Source organism: Phycisphaerae bacterium (genome assembly GCA_012729815.1).
Taxonomy (GTDB): domain Bacteria; phylum Planctomycetota; class Phycisphaerae; order JAAYCJ01; family JAAYCJ01; genus JAAYCJ01.
The window spans coordinates 1-23,092 of record JAAYCJ010000147.1 but is presented as its reverse complement, the minus strand read 5'-3'; the positions used below and the strand labels follow the sequence as shown (position 1 = coordinate 23,092).

Sequence of the window (23,092 nt, the reverse complement as noted above, 5' to 3'; positions counted from 1 at the left end):
GGTTGGTTCGGGTGGCGAGGGGTTGCGCGGGGTCGCGGAGGGGTTCCGCCGGGCATGCCGGGCATTGACGGCGGGGCGTAACCTTCGGGCGGCATGCCCATTCCCATCATCGGATCGTTCGGGTTTGCCATGCCGCCGGGAGATCCCGGTTGGAGCAGGTCGGCGGCTGGGCCGGTTTCCGATGACCAGGCCAGCGGGATGTAGGTGCTGATCCAGTCCCAGAACGATTCGTCGGCGGTTTCGTCAACGCGGGTCCAGATGGACCAGAGCACCGGCAGGTCCAGTCCGCTCAGGTTGCCCGAATTGGCGAAGGCGAGGAGGTTTTCCAGCGGGTACGGCTGGCCGGTCACGGCCAGTCGCAGGGCGAGGGCGTCGCCGATGGTGGCCTTGGCGGCCTCAGCGGAGGCGAAGACGAAGTGCTGGGCCCGCGAGTTGAAGGTGCCGGCGAGGATCTCAGCGAGAGTGGTCCATTCCGGCATGGCGGGTTTGTAGCGGCTGAGGGTTTGTCCTGCCTGTTCGAGGAACCCTTCGGCGTAGATGCCGGAGAAGCGGCAGAGCAGTTGTGGAGGGAGCTGGCCCTGGGCGATGGCTTGAACGATGGTTCCCTTTTCGTCCGCGGCGAACAACTCGCCGATGAGTTTGGAGCTGACCAGGCCGCCTCGGCGCACGAGGATGCGGGCCATGAGCATTTTGTGCTGGGCATCGGGCGTATCGGGCGCGGCCTGTCCGGGGCGCTGGCGAGCGCCGGGCGGCATGGGCATGCCGGGCGGCATACCGGGCTGGCCGTGCGGTCCAGCGGGCGTTGCGGTGGGTTCGGCTGTTTCGGTGGGCGAGAAGGCGATCAGTTGGCGGATCAGCCACAGGTTCATCGGAGGGGTCTGGTACCAGCTGCACTGCCACTCCTGACCGGGCTGAATGCCGACGAAGTAGGCCTGCTCGAGGGCGCGGGCGAGGTAGTTGTAGAAGTGCGGTTCCTTGATGCACTGCTCGTAGAGCTGCCGGCCGTAGGGGGAATCGACCTGGACGAGCAGGGAGGCGATGCGGGATTGATTGGCGCTGCCGCCGCCGGGCTGGAGCTGTTCGAGATTGCGGACCATCTCATCGCGGTCGGACCGGCGGAGGAAATCCGGTCGCAGGGCCGTCTGCGATTCGAAGAGCCGCTGTTCGATGAAGGTGTGCTCGACGCTCTGTCCGCGGTTGTCGGAGGAGACGAGCAGGATGGTGGTGTCGTGGACTTCCCACGGCTGGGGCGGTTCGACGTTGGCAGGCTCGGTGCAATGATAGGCTTCGACGTAGAGGCCGTTTTCGCGGGCCCACCGGCCCAGAGCGTCCCACCGGCCGTTCTGTGTGACCGTCTCATCGTACTTCTGGAGGTACTGATCGACGTTCTGTGCGACCTGCAGCGCCTCGGGCGACGGTGGAGGCGGGGGTTGGATTGAGAGCGCAGGTTTCGGCGAGGTGGTTCTTCGCGGCGGGTTGGCTGCGGTCTGTCGCGGAGGTTGGCCGGGCGGTCGTCCGGCGCCCCGCGGCGGGGCGGCGTTCGGGGTTGGTGTGGCCGGAGTGTCGGAACCGCCGCGTCCGAAGAGCACGACGACTGCCACGATCACCAGGACCACCAGAACGATCAGCAGGAGAATGAGTTTTTTCGGTGAGTTCCCTGCGGAAGGACGGCTGGGGGCTCTTGCCATGATCTTGTCCTCTGCGTGTCGGGGTATAACGGGATTAATGAATGCATAACGCTAGTGGTAGCAGGTGCATAGCGTTAACGCATTATGATACACGAAAGGGGTGGACTTTCCAAACTATCTCTGTTGGGGTGCGGCATTGGGTTAGGCTCGATTGCGTGTGGATTTCGGGCGTTCGGCATTCTATTAATACGCCGCGGGTCAATCCAGGGGTTTTGACGGTACGGGGTTGACAGGTTAGCTGGGTTATTGGACAATAGTTGTTGGACAGACTAGATCAAGTTGTCTACGGAGGGTTGTCATGGCCGATTTTGACGTCGGAAAGGGCAAGATCGAACAGGTTCGGGAGGCGATTATCGAGCGGATCGCCGCGGATCGCCTGCGGGAAGGGGCGCGGATACCTGGGGAATGCGAGTTGAGTGAGGTGCTGGGAGTTTCGCGGAACACGGTTCGGGAGGCGATCGGGGGGTTGGTGCAGGAGGGATTGCTGCGGCGTCGGCGTGGTTCGGGGACCTATCTGGTCGGCGGATCGGGGCGTACGGGCGGGTCGGCCGGCGGGCGCGACGCATTTCGGGTGGGGTTTGTCGTCTTTAAGAGCGTGGGGTTGGCCCCTACGCCGTACGTTTTGCACGTGATGCATGGGCTGGCTGAGCCGAGCGAGTCGATGCCGCGGATGGAAATCACGCTATTGGGGTCGGAGCCGGTATTCGCGGAGGCGGGCGGGCTGCACTTTATGGACAGCGCGCGGCACCGGCGGGTGGATGGTTTTTTGTTTTCGGTGGTCGAGCACGTGGCGCCCGGACAGTTGGCGGAGTTGCGGGAGATGGGCTATCCGGTGGTGTTCCTGAGTGCGGACTATCCGGAAGGGGACTATCCGAGCGTGCGGGTCGATCTGGCGGACGGGTATGCGAAGGTGACGCAGCGGCTGTTGTTTTCGGGGCGGCGGCGGATCGGGGTGGTGGCGGGGCGGCGCGAGGGCCGGAGCGCAGCGGCGTGTCTGGGCGGTTACGTGACGGCGCACAGCCGGATCGGGGCGGCGTGCGACCTGTCGTTGGTTCGGTATACGGAAGGGGTGGAGGCGGCGATCGTATCGGCGGCGGATGGATTGGTCGATGCCGGGGCTGATGCGGTGCTGTGCTATGACGATGAGGCGGCGGTCAAATTGGTCCGTCACGTTCAGGCCCGAGGCGTTCGCGTTCCGGAGGATGTGGCGGTGGTGGGTGCGAACGATACGGTGGGGGAGTTGGCGGACGTGCCGGCTTTGACGACGCTTCGGTTACCGCTTGGGCAGATGGGGCGGGCGTGCCGCGACCTGTTCGCGCGGCACGGTCGCGGCGAGGCCATTGGAGGCGGGTCGATTGTCTTTGAGCCGCAGTTGATCATTCGCCAGAGTGCATTGGGCGACAGCGGGGTATAGAAAAAGGTCAGGAAAAGCTGGGCGCGGTGCATGACGGCTGTATGATGTTGGCGGTTTGCCCGGCTGCGGCGTCGGGCCAGAGGTGCAGGACGTTCAGTCGGCCTTTGCCTGAGGCTGGCGAGGGACGGGAGCGGTTGAATGGGACGCGATCAGGACAGGATCGTATCGGGCAAAGCTCAGCCGGCGCGGCTGCGATGCGAGTATCTGGCGGATCCTCTGGGGATCGACGTGGTCCAGCCACGGTTGAGTTGGGTGGTGGAGTCGGAGGAACGCGGGCAGCATCAGACGGCGTACCAGGTGGTGGTGGCGTCGACGGCTGAGTTGCTGGCGGGGGATTGCGGCGATTTGTGGGACAGCGGCAGGGTGGAGTCGGATCGGACGATCCACGTGGAGTACGCGGGCAAGGCGTTGGCGTCGCGGATGCGGTGTTTTTGGAAGGTGCGGGTGTGGGACAAGGACGGCGGGGAGTCGGCGTGGAGCGAGCCGGCGCGGTGGTCGATGGGGCTGTTGGCATCGTCGGACTGGCAGGCCCAGTGGATTGCGTGCGGCGAGCCGTTTTCGCCGAAGGTGCGGCATGGATATCTCAGCGGGACCGCCTCGTCGGCGGACACGCCGAAATGGGTGGTGGTCGATTTGGGCGGCGAGCGGTCGATTGACGCGGTGCGGCTTTGTCCGGCGCGGCCGCATGATCGGTCAAGCAGGTCGGCGTACCTTTTTCCGGTTCGGTACAGGATCGAGGTGGGGCGTAGATCGGATTTTTCAGATGCGGTAGTGGTCGTCGACGAGACGCGGGCGGACGTGGGCGATCCGGGCGAGGAAGGGCCGATCCATTGCTTTGAGCCGATGTCGATCCGGTACGTGCGGCTGACGGTGACGAGGCTGGCCGGTGGCGACGGTGAGGGTTTTGCGTTCGCCTTGTCGGAGATGGAGGTCTTGTCGAGTCTGGAGGGTTGGCCGCAGAAGGATGGGTCGGTGGTGCGGCAGAACGTGGGAAAGCTGGCGTGTACGGTCTGGGCGGCGGATTCGGTGGAGGAGGACGGCTGGTCGAGGGAGTATCTGGTGGACGGCTGCGGAGCGCAGACGGAACCCGGGTGCGGATGGCCGGCGGATCAGCCGGCGACGATGGTTCGGAGGGAGTTTGAGGTTCGCGGGCCGATTCGGCGGGCTGAGGTGTCGGTGACGGGGTTGGGGGTTTATGAACTGCGGATCAACGGGCGGCGGGTGGGCGATCACCTGTTGGCTCCGGAGTGGACATGCTACCGGAAGCGTATTCAGTACCAGACGTACGATGTGACGGAGCTGCTTCGCGAGGGGCCCAACGCGGTCGGCGGGCAGTTGAGCGGCGGATGGTGGACGGGGCCGTTGTGGTGCATGGACAATTCCATGGTCGCTGCCCGGTGCTGTCTGCTGATGCGGCTTGATATTGAACTGGCGGATGGGTCGAAGCAGACGGTGGTGAGCGATGGTTTGTGGCAAGCGAGCGTTGAGGGTCCGATCCGGCGGGCTGGGATCTACTTCGGCGAGACGTACGACGCGACGAGGGAGATGGCGGGTTGGGATGAGGCGGGTTTCGGCGCGGCTGGGTGGACGCCGGTGCTGGTGCTGCCGCATCCGCACGGGGTGGAGCAGGCGAGGCTGGCGGCTCAGCCGAACGAGCCGATCCGGGTGTCGCGGGAACTGCGGCCGGTGTCGGTGAGCGAGCCGAAGCCGGGAACGTACGTGTTCGACATGGGCCAGAACATGGTCGGCTGGTGCCGGTTGAGGGCGGACGCGCCGGTCGGGACGAAGATCACGGTGCGGCACGCGGAGGTGCTGGATGAGGAGGGGATGCTGTATACGGCGAACCTGCGCGGTGCGGCGCAGGTCAACGAGTACACGTGGGGCGGCGGCGAGGCGGAACTGGAGCCGCATTTCACGTATCACGGTTTTCGGTACGTGGAGGTGACGGGTTTGCCGTATCGACCGGGCTTGGAGGCGATCACGGGACGGGTTTTTCATTCGGCGGCGCCGGAGGCTGGGGCGTTTGCCTGTTCGAACGAGCTGGTCAACCAGATCATGCATTGCGTGGAGTGGGTACAACGAGGCAACCTGCATGGGGTTCCCACCGACTGTCCTCAGCGGACGGAGCGGGAGGGCTGGACGGGCGACATTCAGGCGTTCTCACAGACCGCGGTGTTCAACATGGACATGGCGGGTTTTTTCACCAAGTGGGTGCGCGACATTCGCGACTCGCAGTCGGATGCCGGGCACTTTCCGGACGCGGCGCCGCATCCGAGCGATCCGAACCGGCGGATGCGCGGCGCGCCGGGGTGGGGCGACGCGGGGACGATCGTTCCGTGGCGGATGTATCAGAACTACGCGGACGTGCGGGTGCTGGAGGAGCATTACGAGTCGGCCAAAGGGTGGATTGAGTTGATCTGGTCCAACAATCCTGGGCTGCTGTGGCTGAAGGATCGCGGCGACGGCGATTACGGCGATTGGCTCAACGGGGACTCGCTTCCGCTTCCGGGCTATCCTCGCGGGATCAGTGCGGCGCCGAAGGAGGTGTTCGGCACGGCGTTTTTCGCCCATTCGGCCGAGATTGTCGGCAAGATGGCGGCGGTTTTGGGACGGATGGAAGACGCGTGGCGGTACGGCCGGTTGTTTGAGGGCATCCGGGCGGCATTCCAGCGCGCGTACGTCGGACGGGACGGGCGGATCGAGGGCGATACCCAGGCGGGTTACGCCTTGGCGTTGCACTTTGGTTTGCTGGATGAGGCGATGGCGTCCAGGGCGGTGGATCATCTGGTGGAGGCAATCGGCCGGTATCGCAGCCACGTGTCCACCGGCATGCAGGCGACGCACCGGATGATGCTCGAGCTTTCGCGGCACGGCCGGCACGACGAGGCGTGGCGGCTGATCAATCTTCACAGCGTGCCGTCGTGGGGCTACATGATTGAGCAGGGAGCGACGACGATCTGGGAGCGGTGGGACGCGTACGTTGAGGGGCAGGGGCCCTGGGGCGGGTTTCAGCATCCGGACATGAACTCGTTTAATCACTGGGCGATGGGATCGGTGGGCGAATGGGTGTGGCGCGAGTTGGCGGGGATCCATCCGGATGAGAACGAGCCGGGATACAAGCATATCGTTCTACGGCCGCGGCCGTGCGGCGATCTGAGGTGGGTCAAGGCGCGGTACGAATCGATTCGCGGGCCGATTGGTGTGGAGTGGAGAATCGGCGATGGGAGATTCACTTTGGACATTGAAGTTCCCGCCAATACCACCGCGACGGTCTGGGTTCCGGCGGGACAGGACAATACGGTAGAGGCGGAGGGCGCAGCGTTCATCCGCAAGGAAGGGGATTTCGCGGTGTTTGCCGTCGGATCGGGTCAATATCATTTCCAGGCGGGACGATAGGGATTCTCCAATGACAAGGAGTGCGACGATGTGGCCGACCCGGTTGCGGTGCGAGTATTTGATCGATCCGGTTGGCATCGATGCCGTCACGCCGCGTCTGAGTTGGGTTCTCCAATCCGAAGAGCGGGGGCAGAGGCAGACGGCCTGGCAGGTGCTGGTCGGCTCACGTCCCGACGTTCTGTCCGAGGACCGGGGTGATTTATGGGACAGCGGCAAGGTGGATTCCGATCGGACGAGTCATGTGGAATACGCCGGCGGGCCACTCGTTTCGCGAATGCGGTGTTTCTGGAAGGTTCGGGTGTGGGACAAGGTCGGTCGGCCGTCCCGGTGGAGCGACGTTGCCCAATGGTCGATGGGCCTGCTTGCCCGCGGTGACTGGGAAGCCCAGTGGATCGCGTACGACGATCCGGCGCCGCCACCGCCGATGGACCGGCATTACGGTTATTTGTCCCGGCTCGGCAAATCGGCTGATGAAGGCAAATGGGTGCAGATCGATCTGGGTGAAGACCATACCATCGACACCGTGCATCTCTATCCGGCGCGACCCATCGCCCAGGCTCTCGGTTTTCCGGTTTATGGCTGGCAGCCCAGTTCGCCGGGGTTCCTGTTTCCGATACGGTTCAGAATCGAGGCGGCCCGCAATGCTGATTTCTCCGATGGCGAACTCGTCGTCGATCGGACCCTTGTCGATGTGCCCAATCCCGGCCTGGACGCCCAGATTCATCGATTTGCGCCGATTGCGGCCCGTTTTGTACGGTTGACGGTTACCCGGATGGTCGATCGTGTCGGCGGGAATTTCGGATTTGCCCTGGCGGAGATGGAGGTATATGCCGGTTCGCGGAACGTGGCGAAAGACGCCGCTGTAACCGCGTTCGATTCCGTGGAGACGGGAGGCTGGTCGAAGGCTTATCTGGTCGATGGTCGGAGGGGGGATGGGGAAGGGATAGACGAACTTTTTGAATGGCCGGCGACGATGGTCCGCAAGGAGTTTGCCATCCGAGGACCAGTGAAGCGGGCCGCGGTGTCCGTGACCGGCCTTGGGCTGTACGAGTTGCGCATCAACGGGCGAAAGGTCGGCGATCATATTCTTGCTCCGGAGTGGACCCGCTACCAGAACCGCATACAATACCAGACCTACAACGTTACCGATTTGTTGCACGAAGGGCTTAACGCCGTCGGCGCTCAGATGAACGGCGGCTGGTGGACGGGGCCGATTACCGTTGAAACGGTTCTGAAGGATCCCCGGTTCTGCCTCCTGATGCGCTTGGATATCGAGGTGGCGGACGGCTCCACTCAAACCATTGTGACGGATCAGTCCTGGCAGGCGACCAACGACGGTCCGATTCGTCGGGCCGGGATATACTTCGGTGAGACGTACGACGGGACCAAAGAAATGCTCGGCTGGGATGAACCCGGTTTTGTCGCCGCTGGATGGTCGCCGGTGAGAGTTCTGCCGCACGCCGACCAATCCGAAAGGGCAGGTCTTGTGGGCCAATGCAACGAACCGATTCGCGTGGTCAGGGAACTTCGGCCGGTGCAGATAACCGAGCCCATGCCGGGCGTGTATGTTTTTGACCTCGGCCAGAACATGGCCGGTTGGTGCCGGTTGAAGGCCGATGCTCCACGAGGGGCGAGAATCACCGTTCGGCATGCCGAGGTTCTCAACGAGGACGGGACGCTTTGCACCGCCAACCTTCGCGGCGCCGCCCAGGTTAATGAATATATCTGGCCCGGCGGCCAGAGAGAATTGGAGCCGCACTTCACCTATCATGGTTTTCGGTATGTGGAAGTTACGGGTTTGACCGCACCGCCGGATGAAGACACCCTCCTCGGCCGGGTGTTTCATTCTTCCGCTCGCGATTCCGGTGAGTTTTCCTGCTCCAACGAATTGATCAACAGGATCATGCATTGCGTGCAGTGGGTTCAGCGGGCCAACATGCCCAGCGTGCCCACCGATTGCCCGCAGCGGACCGAACGCATGGGTTTCACGGGGGATATCCTCGCCTTTTCACAAACCGCCATCTACAACATGGACATGGCCGGGTTCTTCACCAAGTGGATACCCGATCTTCGCGATTCTCAGCTTGAGGACGGTCGGTTTCCCAATCTTGCCCCTCATCCGGCCGACATGGAATGGCTGCGCTGGACCAATGTCGAGTTCGTGCCTGCCTGGAGCGACGCCGGGGTGGTGATCCCGTGGCGGGTATATCTCAACTACGGCGATCGGCGGATCCTCGAAGAGCAGTATGAGGCCGCCCGAAGGTGGGTTGAGTTTGTTCGCAGCCGGAATCCGGATCATCTCTGGCGGAACGACCGCGGCGGCGACTATGGGGACTGGCTTCACGGCGATATGACGAACCTGGAGGATTATCCGCGTGGGGTCAGCGCCATGCCCCTGGAGGCGTTCGCCACGGCCTTTTATGCCGATTCGGCCCGGACCCTGGCCAGAATGGCCGGCGTCCTGGATCGAAAAGACGAGGCTGTCGGATATACCCGGCTCTTCGAGGACATCAAGGTTGCGTTCTGTCGGCGATACGTCGATGCCGACGGCCGCATTGAGGGTGATACTCAGGGAGGCTATGCGCTGGCGCTGCAACTTGACCTGATCGACGAGTCGCTGCGACCCAAGGCGACAGAACACTTGGTGGAGGCGATTCGGCAATACAAAGACCACCTGTCTACGGGGTTTCTGACAACTCATCTGGCGATGCTCGTGCTGTCTCGCTATGGTCGCCACAGCGAAGCCTATCGACTCATCAACCTTCGCACGGTTCCATCCTGGGGATATATGGTCGAACGGGGTGCGACGACGATCTGGGAACGGTGGGACGGGTACGTCGCCGAACGCGGATTTCAGAGCCCGAACATGAACTCATTCAGCCATTGGGCGTTTGGTTCGGTGGGCGAATGGGTGTGGCGGGAGTTGGCGGGGATCAATCCGGATGAGAGTTGCCCGGGCTACCAGCACTTCGTTATCCGGCCGCGGCCGTGCGGGGACCTGCGGTGGGTCAAGGCGCGGTACGATTCGATCCGCGGGCCGATTGTCTGCGAGTGGAGGATCGTGGATGGTCGGTTCGAATTGGAGGTCGAGGTGCCCGCCAACACGACGGCCACGGTGCACGTGCCGGCGACCAGGCCGGAGGCGGTAACGGAAGGGGCAGGGCCTGCGGCGAAGGCGGAGGGGGTACGGTTCATTGGCATCGATGGTTCTGCGGCGGTGTTCGGCGTCGAATCGGGGCGCTACCGCTTCCAGTCCGAGAGGCACGGAGAGTGCGCATGACCGAGAGTGGGACCATTCGGCCGATCCGATTGCGGTGCGAGTACTTGAGGGACCCGCTGGGGCTCGATGTGGTCGCGCCGCGGCTGAGCTGGGTGTTGGAGTCGGGCCAGCGAGGGCAGAAGCAGACGGCGTACCGGGTTCTGGTGGCCTCGGCGGCGGAGTTGCTGGCGAAGGATGACGGGGACCTGTGGGACAGCGGCAGGGTCGAGTCCGATCGGACGATCCAGGTGGAGTATGCGGGAAAGTCGCTGGTTTCGCGGATGCGTTGCTGTTGGAAGGTGCGGGTGTGGGACCGGAACGGGCGGGCGTCGGCGTGGAGTGAACCGGCCTGCTGGTCAATGGGGCTGTTGGCACCGTCGGACTGGCAGGCACAGTGGATCGGGTATCGCGACCCGGCATCGCCTCCGGTCGAGCGTTCCGAGCCGTGGTTGCGAAAGGCGGTTATCATTGCGGCCCGGGCCCGGCAGGCGACGGCCTATGTATGTTCGATCGGGTACCACGAGTTGTACGTCAACGGCCACAGGATCGGGGACGCGATGTTCAGTCCGGCGGTGAGCCAGTTGGACCGACGAGCCCTTTACGTCACTTATGATATCACAGAGTATATGGTTGAGGGCCGCAACGTCATCGGTTTGTGGTTGGGCAACGGCTGGTTTCGCCACGCGCAGCCGGGATTGTCCAACCAACCGCCTTCCGTAATGGCGCAGATCGAGTGGCTGCGGCCCGACGGGGCATTGGAGCGGATCGTGACGGACCAGACGTGGAAGGCTCATCCAAGCCCCTGGAGTGTGACGGGTCTACTCGCTGAATCGTATGATGCGACGCGGGAGGTCGAGGGTTGGTGCGGTGCGGGGTTTGACGACGGCTCGTGGCGGGCGGCGACGATGGTTTCCGCTCCGCCGGTCATCATTTCCGCCCAGAAGGTGCAGCCCAACCGCGTGGCCGATTCAATTCATCCGGTGGCGATCAGTGAACCGTCGCCCGGCGTGTACGAAATCGACATGGGCCGAAACTACGTTGGGCATTTTGAGTTGCGTATCCGGGCGGCCCGTGGCGATCGCATCGAGATGGAGATGAACGAGGTCGAGCTGGGGTCCGGCCGCAAGCAGGGCTTCGGCCAACACGACGTGTACATCGCCAAGGGTGTCGATGGCGAGACGTTCCGTCATCGTTTCGACTACCGTGCCTTTCGATATGTGACGGTGCGCGGACTGCGACGGCCGCCCGTCCTGGACGACGCCCGCGGGTTTCTGATTCACGCCGACCTGGGCCATACGGCGACGTTCGAGTGCTCCAACGCATTGTTCAACCGGATTCAGAGAACAGTGGATTGGACATATCGCTGCGTGAGCATGGGTGGGAACATCGTGGACTGTCCGCATCGCGAACGACTCGGTTACGGGGCGGAAGGCCAAACCACCATGTTGACGGCTATGACCCATTCGGATGCGGCCGCCATGTTCACCCATTGGCTGGAGGTGTGGCGAGATATTCAGGACCCGGTCCGCGGTATGCTTCCGCATACGGCGCCAGGGAACCGTGACGAAGGCAGCCCGGGTTGGGGAGGGATCTGTGTTACCCTTCCCTGGCAACTCTACCTGCGCTATGGCGACCGGCGGATTCTGGAGCAGTCATATCCTTCGATTCGCAAATGGATTGATTTTCTCGATTCGAAATCTGAGGGCGATCTGCTTCGGCATTACGGTGACGAGAGCTTGGGCTTCTACGCCGACTGGGTTGCGCCGGGCCGGCAGATAGGCGGTCGCTGGACCAACGCCGTGCCCAAGGAATGCGATTTGTTCTTCAACAACTGCTACTTCATCCACAATATTGCGATTGCGGGCGAGATTGCTCGAGTGCTGGGCAAAGAAGAGGATGCCCGAAGGTATGACGAGGAAGCCCGAAAGAAGCGGCGTGCGGTCCATGCGGCCTATTACGATGTCCTGCGGGAGGTATACGTCAATGGCGAACAGGCTTATCAGGCCATATCGCTGTGGGCTGGCGTGATACCCGACGGGCAGCGAGCGCAACTGTCCAATCTGCTCGCCTTGTTGATCGTCGAGGGCCAGAAAGGACACCTGAACACCGGCGTGCTGGGCACGTTCTTTCTGCTTGAATGCCTGCTTCAAGAGAACCGCAATGACTTGATCTTCCAGATGGTGAATCAACGGACCTTTCCGGGTTGGGGCTGGCTGCTCGATCAAGGGGCGACCACCATCGGCGAGCAGTGGGGCGGCTTGGCTTCGCAGATTCACTCGTCATTTCTGTCGATCAACTCGTGGTTCATCGAAGGGATCGGCGGCATTCGGATGGACCCGGATGGGCCGGGCTACGAGCGGATTACCATTCGACCCGCCGTCGTGGGCGATCTGACCTGGGCCAACACAAGCTACGATTCGATTCGCGGGCCGATCGTCAGCAGGTGGACGATTGCAGATGGCCGGTTCGAGTTGGAGGTCGAGGTACCCGCCAACACGACGGCGACGGTGCACGTGCCGGCTTGTGGGGTGGAGGCGGTAAGGGAGGGCGGGCGGCCCGCTGCGACGGCGGAAGGCGTGGCGTCCGCCCGGCTGGAAGGCGACCGGGCGGTGTTTGAGATCGGGTCCGGGCGCTATCATTTTGAGACGGAATTACAGGGAGCTGCCAATGGGTGATGGTGTGGGAATCCGACCGGTGCGACTGACGTGCGAGTACCGCGAAAATCCTGTGGGGATCGACGTGGTCCAGCCGCGGTTGAGTTGGGTGGTGGAGTCGGACGAGCGCGGGCAGCGTCAGACGGCGTACCGGGTGTTGGTGGCTTCCACTGCCGAGTTGCTGGCCACTGATCGGAGTGATCTGTGGGATTCGGGGCGGGTTGCCTCGAGCGAGACGATCCAGATCGCGTACGGTGGCGGCGGGCTTGAGCCGGGTCGGACGTGCTGGTGGAAGGTTCGCGTGTGGGACGGTGGTGGACGGGCATCTTTGTGGAGCGAACCCGCGTCGTGGACGATGGGGCTTTTTCTCGATGGATTGGCGGAGGGCGCCCGGTGGATCGGAGCGGTTCCGGATCGGGCGGCGATGGCGGACAATCCCGATCGGCTGGAATGTCCGCCGGAGTCGTGGCGGCAGTGGAAGGCGGGGCTGGCGGAGTCGGGCGAGCAGCCCGAGCCGCTTCCGCTGTTGCGGCGGGAGTTTGACGTTTTCAAGACCGTCAAGCGGGCCACGGTTGCGGTCTGCGGTCTGGGGCACTATGAGTTGCGGCTGAACGGGCGGAAGGTTGGCGAGGACGTTCTGGACCCCGGATGGACCGACTATCGAAAGACGTGTCTGTATTCCAGCTATGACGTTACGGGGCTGATCGGCAGCGGTCGGAACTGTCTGGGCGTGATGCTGGGCAATGGGATGTTCCATGAGCGGGGTTGGCGGTATTTCAAGTTTGTGGGTTCATTCGGATCGCCGCAGATGATCCTGAGACTGAAGGTCGATTTCACTGACGGAACGAGTCAGGTCGTTGCCAGCGATGAGGCGTGGCGCGTGGTTCGCGGTCCGATCGTGTTTTCGAGTATTTTTGGCGGTGAGGACTACGACGGTCGGTTGGAGCGGCCGGGATGGGACAGAGTCGGGTACGATGATTCCGGCTGGGAGAAGGTGACGGTGGTCGAGGGTCCGGGCGGGCGGCTCAGGGCCGCGTCGGCCCCGGCGATCCGGGTGATCGAGACGTTTTCGCCGGTGGCGGTGACCGAGGCGGTTCCCGGCGTGTTTGTGTACGATTTGGGACAGAACTTTTCGGGTTGGCCTAAGATCTCGGTTCGTGGCCCGTCCGGGGCGACGGTTCGCATCGTGCCGTCGGAGGTGCTCGATCGTGACGGGTTGGTCGATTCAAGAGGGTGGGGTTGTGCTCCGGGCGAAAAGCGGCATCTGACGTACTTCACCTATACGCTCAAGGGCGAGGGCATCGAGACGTGGCATCCGCAGTTCAGCTACTACGGGTTTCGTTACCTTCAGGTTGAGGGCGCGGTTCCGGAAGGCAAGCCCGGCGGGGATCTGCCGGTGGTGGTGAGTATCGAGGGGCAGTTCACCCGGAGTTCTTCGGATCGTGTGGGGAGTTTTGTCTGCTCCAATGATCTGATGAATACAATCCACCGGCTGGTGGACTGGGCGCTGGGGAGCAACCTGCAGAGCATCATTACCGACTGTCCTCAGCGGGAGAAGCTCGGGTGGCTGGAGATCGCCCACCTGACGGCGCCGTCGACGATGTACAGCTACGATGCGGCTGCGCTTTACGCCAAGGTCGCCCATGATACGATCGACGCTCAACAGCCCAACGGCATGGTTCCGACGACCGCACCGGAGTACTCGGTGTTTTCCACGGAGTTCCGCGACACGCCGGAGTGGGGCAGCGCGGCGGTGGTCATTCCGTGGCTGTTGTATCGATGGTACGGCGACAGGCGGGTTCTCACCGAATGCTATCCGGCGATGAAGCGGTACGTCGATTACCTGACGAGCCGGGCTCGCGATTATATTGTTTCGTACGGGTTAGGCGATTGGAGCGATTTTCCCAACGTCGAGGAGCACATGGGTTGGGCCCAGTTGACTCCGCTGTCGGTGACCGGCACATGCATCTACTTCCATGACGTGTCTATACTTGCCCAGGCAGCGGAGCTTCTGGGCAAACCGCAGGAGGCGCGAGCGTATGCGGCTTTGGCTGAGGACATACGCCGGGCGTTCAATCGGGCTCTGTTCAATCCGGAGACGAACCTGTACGCGTGCGGCACGAAGGTTGTGCCGCATGAGGTCCGGCATGACTACAATCGGGCATTGTTCGATCCGGCAACGGATCGGTATGTCGGCGGCAGCCAGACGTCGCAGGCCATGCCGTTGGCGCTGGGGATGGTCGATTCGGATCGTGCGGAGGCGGTGCTGGCGAATCTCGTGGCGATGGTGGAGGGGCAGCGGTACGTGACGTCGGGCGACGTGGGTCACCGTTTTCTGCTTCGCGCCCTTGCGGACGGTGGGCGGAGCGATCTGGTTTTTCGGCTGCACAGCCGGACGACCGGGTTTGGGTATGGGTTTCAGATTGCGCAGGGATGTACGGCGTTGGCGGAGGCGTGGGACGGCCGGCATTGCGCCTCGATGAATCACGGCATGCTGGGGCATATTCAGGAGTGGTTTCATGGGGATGTGCTGGGGATCGGAGCCGCGGCGGATGCGGTGGCGTTCGATCGGATCGTTCTGCGGCCGCAGGTCGTGGGGGATTTGACCTGGGCGCGGGGTCACTACGATTCGATTCGGGGCAGGATTGCCGTCGATTGGCGGGTCGACGGCGGCTGGTTGACGCTGGCGGTTACGATTCCCGCCAATACGACAGCGGCAGTCTGTGTGCCGACTACGGATGCGGCTGGGGTGCGGGAGGGCGGGATACCCGCGGATCAAGCCGAGGGCGTCACGCCGATCGGTGGGGCGAGGTACGAAATCGCGTCCGGCCGCTACGTGTTCACTGCTCCGTGGCGATGAAACACGTTCTGTGGACGTCGGCGCCGACGTGACGGCGATCCGCACCTTGCCGAAGAACCACCCGCGCCAGAACTGCAATCGCTTCACGCTCCGCAGGTGCGGGCGAGGCGTTCGAGGTAGTATCGGTAGTTTTGCGACGAGACGTCCGGGGGGATGGAGTGGTCGGTGTGGGGGACGTAGCCGCCGTCCTCCATGAGCGGGCGGAGGCGTGCCAGTTCGGCGTCGATGGCGGCTGGCCCGTGGGCCAGGGCCCGTTTGTCCACGCCGCCCCAGATTCGCAGGTCGCGGCCGTATTTTTTGCGCACGGCCAGGACGTCCATGCCGGCCTGGGTCTCGAAGGGGTAGAGGGCGTTGATGCCGGCGTCGAGCCAGACCGGGATCAGCGGGTCGATCTGGCCGTCACTGTCGAGGGCGATCCATCGGACGCCGCGGGCGGTCAGGTAATCGACGACGCGGCGGTAGCGCGGCAGCATGTATTTTCGCATCAGGTCGGCTGAGATCAACGGAGCGGTCTTGTAGGCCATATCCTCCCAGAAGATGAAAGCATCGACGCTCACGACGTCGAGGATCTGCGACATGATGGCGATGATGAGGTCGGCGTCGGCGTCCATCATCTCTTCGAGGAGGGCTGGATCGTCGTAGAAGAGGGTGCAGAGGTTTTCGACGCCGACGAGGTTTCGGAGCGGGCCGAAGAACCCGCCCCAACGGTCGGCGGAGGCCATGAAGGGCGCCGGCGCGTCGCGCCACTGGCGAAGCTGCTGTTGCCAGTCGGGTCCGCCGCGTTGGACGAGGTCCGGCTGCATGCGTTCTTTCCAGAACTTGCGGAAGTCCTCGCGGCTTTCGACGGGGAACTTGATGAACTGAGGCATCGAGCTAGCGGGGTTGTTTTTCATCTCCCGCATGAGGATGCCTTCGTGGTTGACGTAGAGGATCGTTTCGTCGGTTTCTTCGAGCACCTCACGTTCGAAGGGCGGGTTGGGAAAGAACCAGTCGAAGACGATGCGGTTGTCCGGTTCGACGGCGGGGCGGTCGCGGTTCGGGTCGAAGCCCTCTCGCAGCCATCGTTCGTGGGTCTCGGGCCAGCCGCCCCAATCCCAAAAGGGGGTCCGGTCGACCGGCTGGTAGTTCATGCACGCCAGGAAACGTTCGCGGTCATTCATGGTTGGTCCTCCGGCCCATCGTGAGGCACGGGCTGGTTGGTTTCAGGCGATAGTCGCCGGTTTGCGGGTTGACGAATTGCGGATCGGCCAGCAGGCTGTGGGCGTCCTGGCCGGTTTCCTTTTGGTACGCGGACCAGTCGGACGGGCGGTAGGTCTTGCCGCCCAGCAGGAAGAGCATGTTGCCGGTCGTCTGGCAGTAGTCGTTGTGGTCGATGACGAAATGTCGTTCGTACTCGGGCGAGGCGACCGAATAGACGGCTGCGCCGTGAGGGGCTTCGTGGAAGATGTTATTGCGGATGTAGATGGGGCCCATTTGGTCGGGCCAGTCGAGCCGCCAGATAAAGACGTGGTGTCCCATCGGCTGCGGGTAGATTTCGGACTGGCGTGGCGAGGGTTCGCCCTGCATGCTCAGGTCGCCTCCGGCGTGGATGCAGGTGTTGTTTTCGAAGTAGATATCGCGTGCGGCGGGTCCGCGGCATTCGTAAGGGGCGATGCCGCAGTGGACGAAGAGGTTGTTGCGGAAGTAGACCCGTTCCGGGACGCCGCTGGTGTCGCCGCCCTGGTGGGTGACGCCGGCGTCGTAGATGTCGTGAAAGACGCAGTCCTCGACGAGGCAGTCGACGGCGCCGTCCCAGAACTCGACGGCGTTGCCGAAGCGGATTCGGCGCTGGCGGCTCCAGACGGCTCCGCCGATGCAGCGGAAGTCGCAGCGTCGGATGGTGACGTGGTCGACGCGGACATCCTGGTAGGCGTGGACGCCGCTGTTGCGGAATTCGAGGTCCTGGAGGATCACGTAACGCCGGCCGTCGGCGAGGCGGCGCTGACCCCAGAGGGAGCATTCGATGCTGTTGTAGAAGCGGGCGGGATTGGACTGAGAGTAGAGGTAGAGGACGCCGTCTTCGCAGCGCGGGGCGGCGGATTGACCTTTGCGTTGATATGCGCTGTCCGCACCGGCGCCGAGCGCGGTGTAGAACCACTCGCCCTGATGCTTGAGGTCGTCGATCTGCCAGCGGAGATGGCCGCAGGATTGGCCGTCATTGAAGACAAGGTTGCAGACCTCGGAGGTGAAGGTGCCCTTGTACCGCCAGATGGAGGGCCGTTCCTTGACCCATCGGTCCGGATCGTCGGCGGCGACGGAGCCGAGGAAGCGGGGTTTGGGGCCTTGGCCGTAGGCCCCGTAGGTGATGAAGCCGTCCGACGAGCCCTCGCGGGTGCGCAGGGCGTCGCGGATGACGCCGCCCCGCTTGAACAGCACCGAGTCGCCGGGAGCGAAGGGGCGGTCGGCATACGTTCTGAGCGGCCGGTCCGGAGACGATCCGGGATTGGCGTCGTTGCCGCTTTGCGGGTCGATGTACCAGGTTTGTCCGGGCATGCAGCGGTTCCTTTCCATCTGTGCGATGCGGCGATGAGTTTACCGGGACCGGGGTCGAGGAATCCAGTCCCAGTGGAAATTGTTTCAGGCGTTCAGGCAGGACCGCATGAAGGCGGCGATATGGTCGATGGAGGCCCGTCCTTCGGGCAGGAGGGGTTCGTGGGAGGCGAAGACGTGGAACATGCCCGGCCAGACCTCGAGGGTGACGGCGGCCCCGTCGGCTTGGGCCCTGGCGGCGGCGCGGACGCTGTCGTCGCGGATGATTTCGTGCTCGCCGACCTGGATGAGCAGGGCAGGGACGCCGGTGTAGTCGCCGAAGAGGGGTGAGGCGAGCGGGTTGCGGAGATCGGCTTCAGCGGCGTAGCATTTGACGAAATCCGGGAGGCAGTCGGGGTGCATGATCGGGTCGCGGTCGGCTTGGGACCGGATGGACTCGCCGGAGAGGGTCAGGTCGGTGAAGGGCGAGATGGCGATGCCGCCTTTGGGCGGTGTGAGCCCGCGGTCACGAAGGGCCAGCATCACGGCCAGGGTCAGGCCGCCGCCGGCGGAGTCTCCGGCGATGAAGGTGGCCCGGGCGGAGGCGGGTCCGTCGGGTGCGTTGCGGGTGAGCCACCGGTGAGCTTGGATGCAGTCTTCCAGGCCGGCGGGAAAGGGATGTTCGGGGGCCAGGCGGTAGTCGGGCAGCAGGATGGCGCATCCGGCGGCGGCTGAGATGTGGGCGGCCATTGCGAGGTAGAAGTCGCCGGAGCCTGAGACGTAGCCGCCGCCGTGGAGGTACAGCAGCCGCAGGTCAGGGTCCGCGTTCGGGGCGAGCACCCACTGGCACGGTGTCTGGTCGATGCGGGTTGGGATGCAGCGGACGGCGGGGTCGGCGGGCTCGCGGCGGATGGCCATGCACTGGCGAAGTGCCGCGAGATCGAACCCGTCGGACCCGAACGGCCGGCCTTCGCACAGTCTCTGATAATGCTCGCGGCCCTGTGGTGAAACCATTGGCTGACCTCGATCTGCTGTCCCGTCACGTTTCATCCCTCTATTCAATCATTCGGGAAGAGACCGGCAAGGTGAAAATCTTGCGAAATCGGGCAGTCCTGTGTATCCACTGAGAATCGTACGATGCAGAGCCAGGCTGGTCTGTGAGACAGGAAGCGACGATGCAATACTACAAACCGGACGGTCCATACTTTGTGGGCGACTGTATGCCGTTCTATCACGACGGGGTCTTTCGCCTGTACTACCTGTTGGACGAGAATCATCACACCAGCCGCGGGTGGCTTGGCAACCACCAGTGGGCCCAGGCTTCGTCACCCGACCTGGTGCACTGGACGCACCACGGCCTGACCATTCCCATCACCGCGGACTGGGAAGGTTCGATCTGCACCGGATCGGTGTTTCACCACAAGGGCACGTACTACGCCTTTTACTCCACGCGGATGGCTGATGCGTCGCAGCACGTGAGCCTGGCGGTCAGTTCCGACGGCGTGAACTTCAGCAAGACGTCGCCGAACCCGCTGATTTCGCCGCCGGCTGGTTACCACACGTTCAGCTTCCGCGACCCATGTGTTTTCCGGGATGACGCCACGGGGGTCTTCCACATGTTGGTGACGAGTCAACGGGTGGGCTGCGGAGTTCCCCGCTATAACGGGTGTCTGGCCCATCTTAGTTCGGCGGACTTCAAGACCTGGAGTTTCGAAGAACCGTTCCTGTTTCCCGGTTATTGCGGACAGGACCCGGAATGCCCGGAGCATTTCTACTGGAACGGCTGGTACTATCTGTTGTTCGGGATCGATGCGATGGCGCGGTACCGGATGTCGCGGAGCCCGTTGGGGCCGTGGATTTGCCCGCCGGTCGATGTGCTTGAGGGGACATACGCCCGGGTGATGAAGACCGCACCATACCGGGACAATCGGCGGATAGGCGTGGCGTTTGTGGCCAGCCGTGAGGGCGGCCGGGATGACGGGCAGCTCATGTGGGCGGGCAACGCCGTGTTCCGTGAACTGGTGCAGCACGCGGACGGGACGCTGGGCGTAAAGTTCGTACCGGAGATGATGCCGATCGAGGGCGATCCGCTGGCGATGAGGTTTTCGGCCTTGACGGCTGGTGCCCGCGGCGACGGCATGGCTGTCGAACTGGATTCCTCGAGTGCGTTTGAGGTGGCAGCGCTGGATGCCGTGCCGAACGACGCGCGGATCACGATGCGGGTGCATCCGCAGGTGGGCGCCCGGCATTTCGGGCTGCGTCTGCGGGGCTTTGGCCGCTACGAGACGGGCTACGATCTGAGTTTTCGTCCGGTCGAGCGAACCGTGGAATTGCACAACCAGTCAATCGCCTGCGTGGAGGGCTTGGATAGGCCCTTCGACCTGGACATCGTGATGCGGGGCGACATCATCGACGTGTGCATCGATCGGCGGCGGTGCCTGGTCAACCGCTTGGGCCAACTTCGAGGATCGCGACTGTTTTTCTTCAGCCACAACGGCCGGGTGCGGTTCGAAGGTATCGAAACCCGGTGAGTTGCGCCTCGAGTGGCGCACGGCGGCTTGCGAGGTCTCCAGTCCAGCGCCCCGTCATGTCCAGGCGAGGAGCCGGGTGTCGTCCGTGGGTTTGGACCAGTCGATGCGGAGGGTTTTGTCGGCGCAGGGGATTTCGACTTGGCCGCCGGTCAGGAAGATGTCTTTCTGGGTGTTGGTCAGGGTTCGCAGCGGTCTGGGAACCATGGCTTTGAAGGCCTTAAGCATCGTGGTGGTCGGGGTCAGGTCGTGTTCGCCGCCCTTGTAGTACCGCACGGACGGCTTTTTGCCCAGCGATCTGAGTTTGGCGGCGAGGGCCTGGGTGTGGATGTCATGCGGCACGACGGTATCGCCGGTGCCGTGGTCGATGAACAGCGGGCAGTCGATCCGGTCGGCGTGTTCGAGCATGTCGCGGACGGAGAGCTCAGCGGCTGAGAAGTCGCGGCCGGGCCAGGTGAGCAGGTTCGGGTCCAGGTGGGTGATCGGCGAGGAGAGCAGCAGGGCGGCGAAGGTGTGGGGAGCGAACATCGAGGAGATCAGGGCGATGTGTCCGCCCTGGCTGCGGGCGAAGTGGAAGAGTCGCCGGCGGTTGATTTTCGGGTGGATGTCCAGCACGGTGCGCAGGCCGTTGAGCACGTCGAAGACCTGGTAGAAGCTGGTGTCGTACGGTCGGCAGTAGCCGGCGCCGGTGGCTGGGTTGAATTCGAAGCCGCAGTCGCGGTATTCGACCGAGACGCACACGAGATCGAACCGCTCGCAGGACCATTCGATCTTGTCGACGTCGTAGTAGCGGTTGCAGCCCCAGCCGTGGGTGCAGAGCATCACGCCGGTGCTCGCGGTGTGCCGGTCCGGTTCGATCACGAGGGCGGAGATGGGTTTTGGGGATCCTTCGGCGTTGACGCTGTTGAACGTGATTTCGTATCGTCGCATGGTTTGCTCCGAGAAGCCGGGTTCGTCTGATTGTCGGCTGATGATTGTAGCGGGTCTGGCGGGGCAATCTCAAGAAGTGGATGGAAGGGGGGAGATGAAAACTGAGATTGCCGCATATCAAGATGCGGAACCGGGAGATTCCGCGACCACGTTGGTTGGGCCGTTGTTTTCGATGGTGACGTCGGTGCAACTGCGGAGGTCGACGGTGACGCGGTCGCGGGAGAAGCGGTTGCCGGCGATGGTCAGGCCCTTGACGCTCTTGGCGGAGACGGCGTGTTCGCCGATCAGGTCGAAGACGTTGTCCAGGATGCGGACGTTGCGGTGGACGGGTTCCTCGGGCTTCTCGGTGAGGTTTTCCGGGGCGATTTCGATGACCGGTTCGTGGCACTGGACGAAGCGATTGCCGCGGATGGTCACGTCGCGGACGGGGCCGGACTCGAACCATGAGTTGGCGTCGTCGGCGATCAGGATGGCCGGCATCGTGGTCTTGATGAAGGTGTTGTTCTCGATGAGGATCGGCTTGCGGGTGGTCAGCAGGAATCCGCGGCAGGAGTCGACGGAGACGGTGCAGTTGCGGACCTCGACTTCGGGCGTCCAGGTGACGTTCTCGACCACGTCGCCTTGCTGGAACGCCGGGATCGGGGACTCCAGGGTCAGCAGGATGTTCTTGTCGTCCTCCATTGTGACGGCCAGGACCGCATTTGAGGCGTAGGAGTGGAGGGAGGCGTGGTTGACGAACTCGATCTGGTCACCCGGGAAGAAGGCTTGGAAGCCATAGGACTGAGGATGCATGAAACACACGCGGATGCGGTGGTCGTCGAGGCGCTCGACGATCCGCAGGTGGGTGCCGTGGACGTTGATGGGGTCGTCGTTGGTGCCGGACATCTCGCAGTCGGCGACGTGGATCTTGCCCTTGCAGCCGGAGAAGTGAAGCAGGTCGGCCCAACCGGCGCAGGTGCGTCCGGAGCCGCTGCGCGGAGCGAAGGTGATCCGATCATAGCTCAGGTTCTCGCTGAATTGATGGACGATGCCCAGGCCGTAGAGGTGGTGGAAGGCGCAGTCTCGCCAGGCCAGGTTGCGGCTGTTGCGGACGAACCCGCCGGCGCAGTCGCGGAAGATGTCGCGGAACTGGAGCACGCGTCCCGGAGTCAGGTTTGGATTGTCTTTGAAGAAGAGCCGCAGCGTGCGTGGCGCGAGTTCCTTCACGCACAGGATCGCCTCCAGGGGACTGTTTCGCCGCCAGACGCGGCCGTCGATGGGATCGTACTCCTGAATCAGGTCCAGCCCCGGGGATCGCCCCCTTCGCCGATCCAGATCAGCTTTTCGTCTTCGACGGCATAGTGCGAATCGGGATGGACCAGAACGTCGGCATGGTCGGTATCGACGGTGAGAATGGTGCATTCCGAGACCGACGGCCTGCGGTAGTCAAAAGTCAGCCCGCTCAAGTCGATGTTCTCGGCGCGGTCGACCATGACCTCGATCATCTTCCCGTGGAAGTAGAGGTTTGCCCCGTTACCTCGGACGTTCAGATGCTGGATGTCATCGAAGAGCAATCCGATCGATTTGGGGATATAGGGACCATCGTTGGTGTTGGAGATGTGAAGCGGGAGTTTGAGGGCGTCGGTCGGATGGAAGTCATAGTCGCCGGGGGCGAAATGGATCTCGACGGGATGCTCAGCCGTGCCGGACCCGGTGAGCCGGATCGTCTCGGTGAACCCACCAGGAGAGACCTCGATCCGATCGCCGGGGGCCAGCGCCAACCGGCTGAGGGGCTTGGGACCCCTCCAAGCCTCACCGGGCTGGAGCCCGCTGTTCTCGTCCTTTCCCCGAAGCGGGTCGATGTGGTAGGTCGTTC

Annotated in this window: 13 protein-coding genes; 6 read left to right on the top strand and 7 right to left on the bottom strand. The window is 63.4% G+C overall.

The window, feature by feature from the left end; translation table 11 throughout:
- A partial coding sequence (locus GXY33_10095; GenBank protein NLX05483.1) for a hypothetical protein occupies positions 1-1,688 on the bottom strand: 1,688 nt, incomplete at its 3' end.
- Between the two features lie 298 nt (positions 1,689-1,986).
- On the opposite strand from GXY33_10095, the gene GXY33_10090 reads away from it, so the two are divergent.
- The 5 genes from GXY33_10090 to GXY33_10070 all read left to right on the top strand — a co-directional run bounded on the left by GXY33_10090 (position 1,987) and on the right by GXY33_10070 (position 15,271).
- Positions 1,987-3,102 carry a substrate-binding domain-containing protein gene (locus GXY33_10090; protein ID NLX05482.1) on the top strand — a complete coding sequence of 372 codons (1,116 nt, stop codon included), beginning with the start codon at positions 1,987-1,989 and terminating at the stop codon, positions 3,100-3,102.
- 138 nt (positions 3,103-3,240) lie between these two features.
- A complete protein-coding gene (locus GXY33_10085) occupies positions 3,241-6,498 on the top strand; it encodes a family 78 glycoside hydrolase catalytic domain (protein NLX05481.1) in 3,258 nt (1,085 codons plus the stop codon).
- Positions 6,499-6,526: 28 nt separating this feature from the next.
- A complete protein-coding gene (locus GXY33_10080; GenBank protein ID NLX05480.1) occupies positions 6,527-9,778 on the top strand; it encodes a family 78 glycoside hydrolase catalytic domain in 3,252 nt (1,083 codons plus the stop codon).
- Entirely contained in the window at positions 9,775-12,432 is a 2,658-nt protein-coding gene (locus GXY33_10075; protein NLX05479.1) for a family 78 glycoside hydrolase catalytic domain, read from the top strand. Before GXY33_10080 ends, GXY33_10075 begins: the two co-directional genes overlap by 4 nt.
- Positions 12,425-15,271 (top strand): family 78 glycoside hydrolase catalytic domain, encoded by a 2,847-nt coding sequence (locus GXY33_10070; protein ID NLX05478.1) that lies wholly within the window; start codon positions 12,425-12,427, stop codon positions 15,269-15,271. Before GXY33_10075 ends, GXY33_10070 begins: the two co-directional genes overlap by 8 nt.
- A gap of 83 nt (positions 15,272-15,354) precedes the next feature.
- Here the strand turns inward: GXY33_10070 and GXY33_10065 are convergent, their stop codons facing one another.
- The 3 genes from GXY33_10065 to GXY33_10055 all read right to left on the bottom strand — a co-directional run bounded on the left by GXY33_10065 (position 15,355) and on the right by GXY33_10055 (position 18,793).
- Positions 15,355-16,431, bottom strand: coding sequence for a hypothetical protein (locus tag GXY33_10065; protein ID NLX05477.1), 1,077 nt, complete (start codon positions 16,429-16,431; stop codon positions 15,355-15,357).
- Complete coding sequence (locus tag GXY33_10060) at positions 16,424-17,803, bottom strand: hypothetical protein (protein ID NLX05476.1); 1,380 nt, start codon at positions 17,801-17,803, stop codon at positions 16,424-16,426. Before GXY33_10060 ends, GXY33_10065 begins: the two co-directional genes overlap by 8 nt.
- A gap of 84 nt (positions 17,804-17,887) precedes the next feature.
- The gene (locus GXY33_10055) at positions 17,888-18,793 is read right to left on the bottom strand and encodes an alpha/beta hydrolase (protein NLX05475.1); all 906 of its coding nucleotides are present in this window, start codon (positions 18,791-18,793) and stop codon (positions 17,888-17,890) included.
- 161 nt (positions 18,794-18,954) lie between these two features.
- Here GXY33_10055 and GXY33_10050 point away from each other — a divergent pair, with 161 nt between their 5' ends.
- Positions 18,955-20,310: a family 43 glycosylhydrolase gene (locus GXY33_10050; protein ID NLX05474.1), complete on the top strand. Its 1,356-nt coding sequence runs from the start codon at positions 18,955-18,957 to the stop codon at positions 20,308-20,310.
- Between the two features lie 54 nt (positions 20,311-20,364).
- On the opposite strand, the gene GXY33_10045 is transcribed toward GXY33_10050, so the two are convergent.
- The 3 genes from GXY33_10045 to GXY33_10035 all read right to left on the bottom strand — a co-directional run.
- The gene (locus tag GXY33_10045; GenBank protein ID NLX05473.1) at positions 20,365-21,237 is read right to left on the bottom strand and encodes a prolyl oligopeptidase family serine peptidase; all 873 of its coding nucleotides are present in this window, start codon (positions 21,235-21,237) and stop codon (positions 20,365-20,367) included.
- A gap of 117 nt (positions 21,238-21,354) precedes the next feature.
- Positions 21,355-22,443 carry a right-handed parallel beta-helix repeat-containing protein gene (locus GXY33_10040; protein ID NLX05472.1) on the bottom strand — a complete coding sequence of 363 codons (1,089 nt, stop codon included), beginning with the start codon at positions 22,441-22,443 and terminating at the stop codon, positions 21,355-21,357.
- Between the two features lie 68 nt (positions 22,444-22,511).
- The coding region (locus tag GXY33_10035) for a hypothetical protein (protein NLX05471.1) at positions 22,512-23,092 on the bottom strand (581 nt) is incomplete at its 5' end.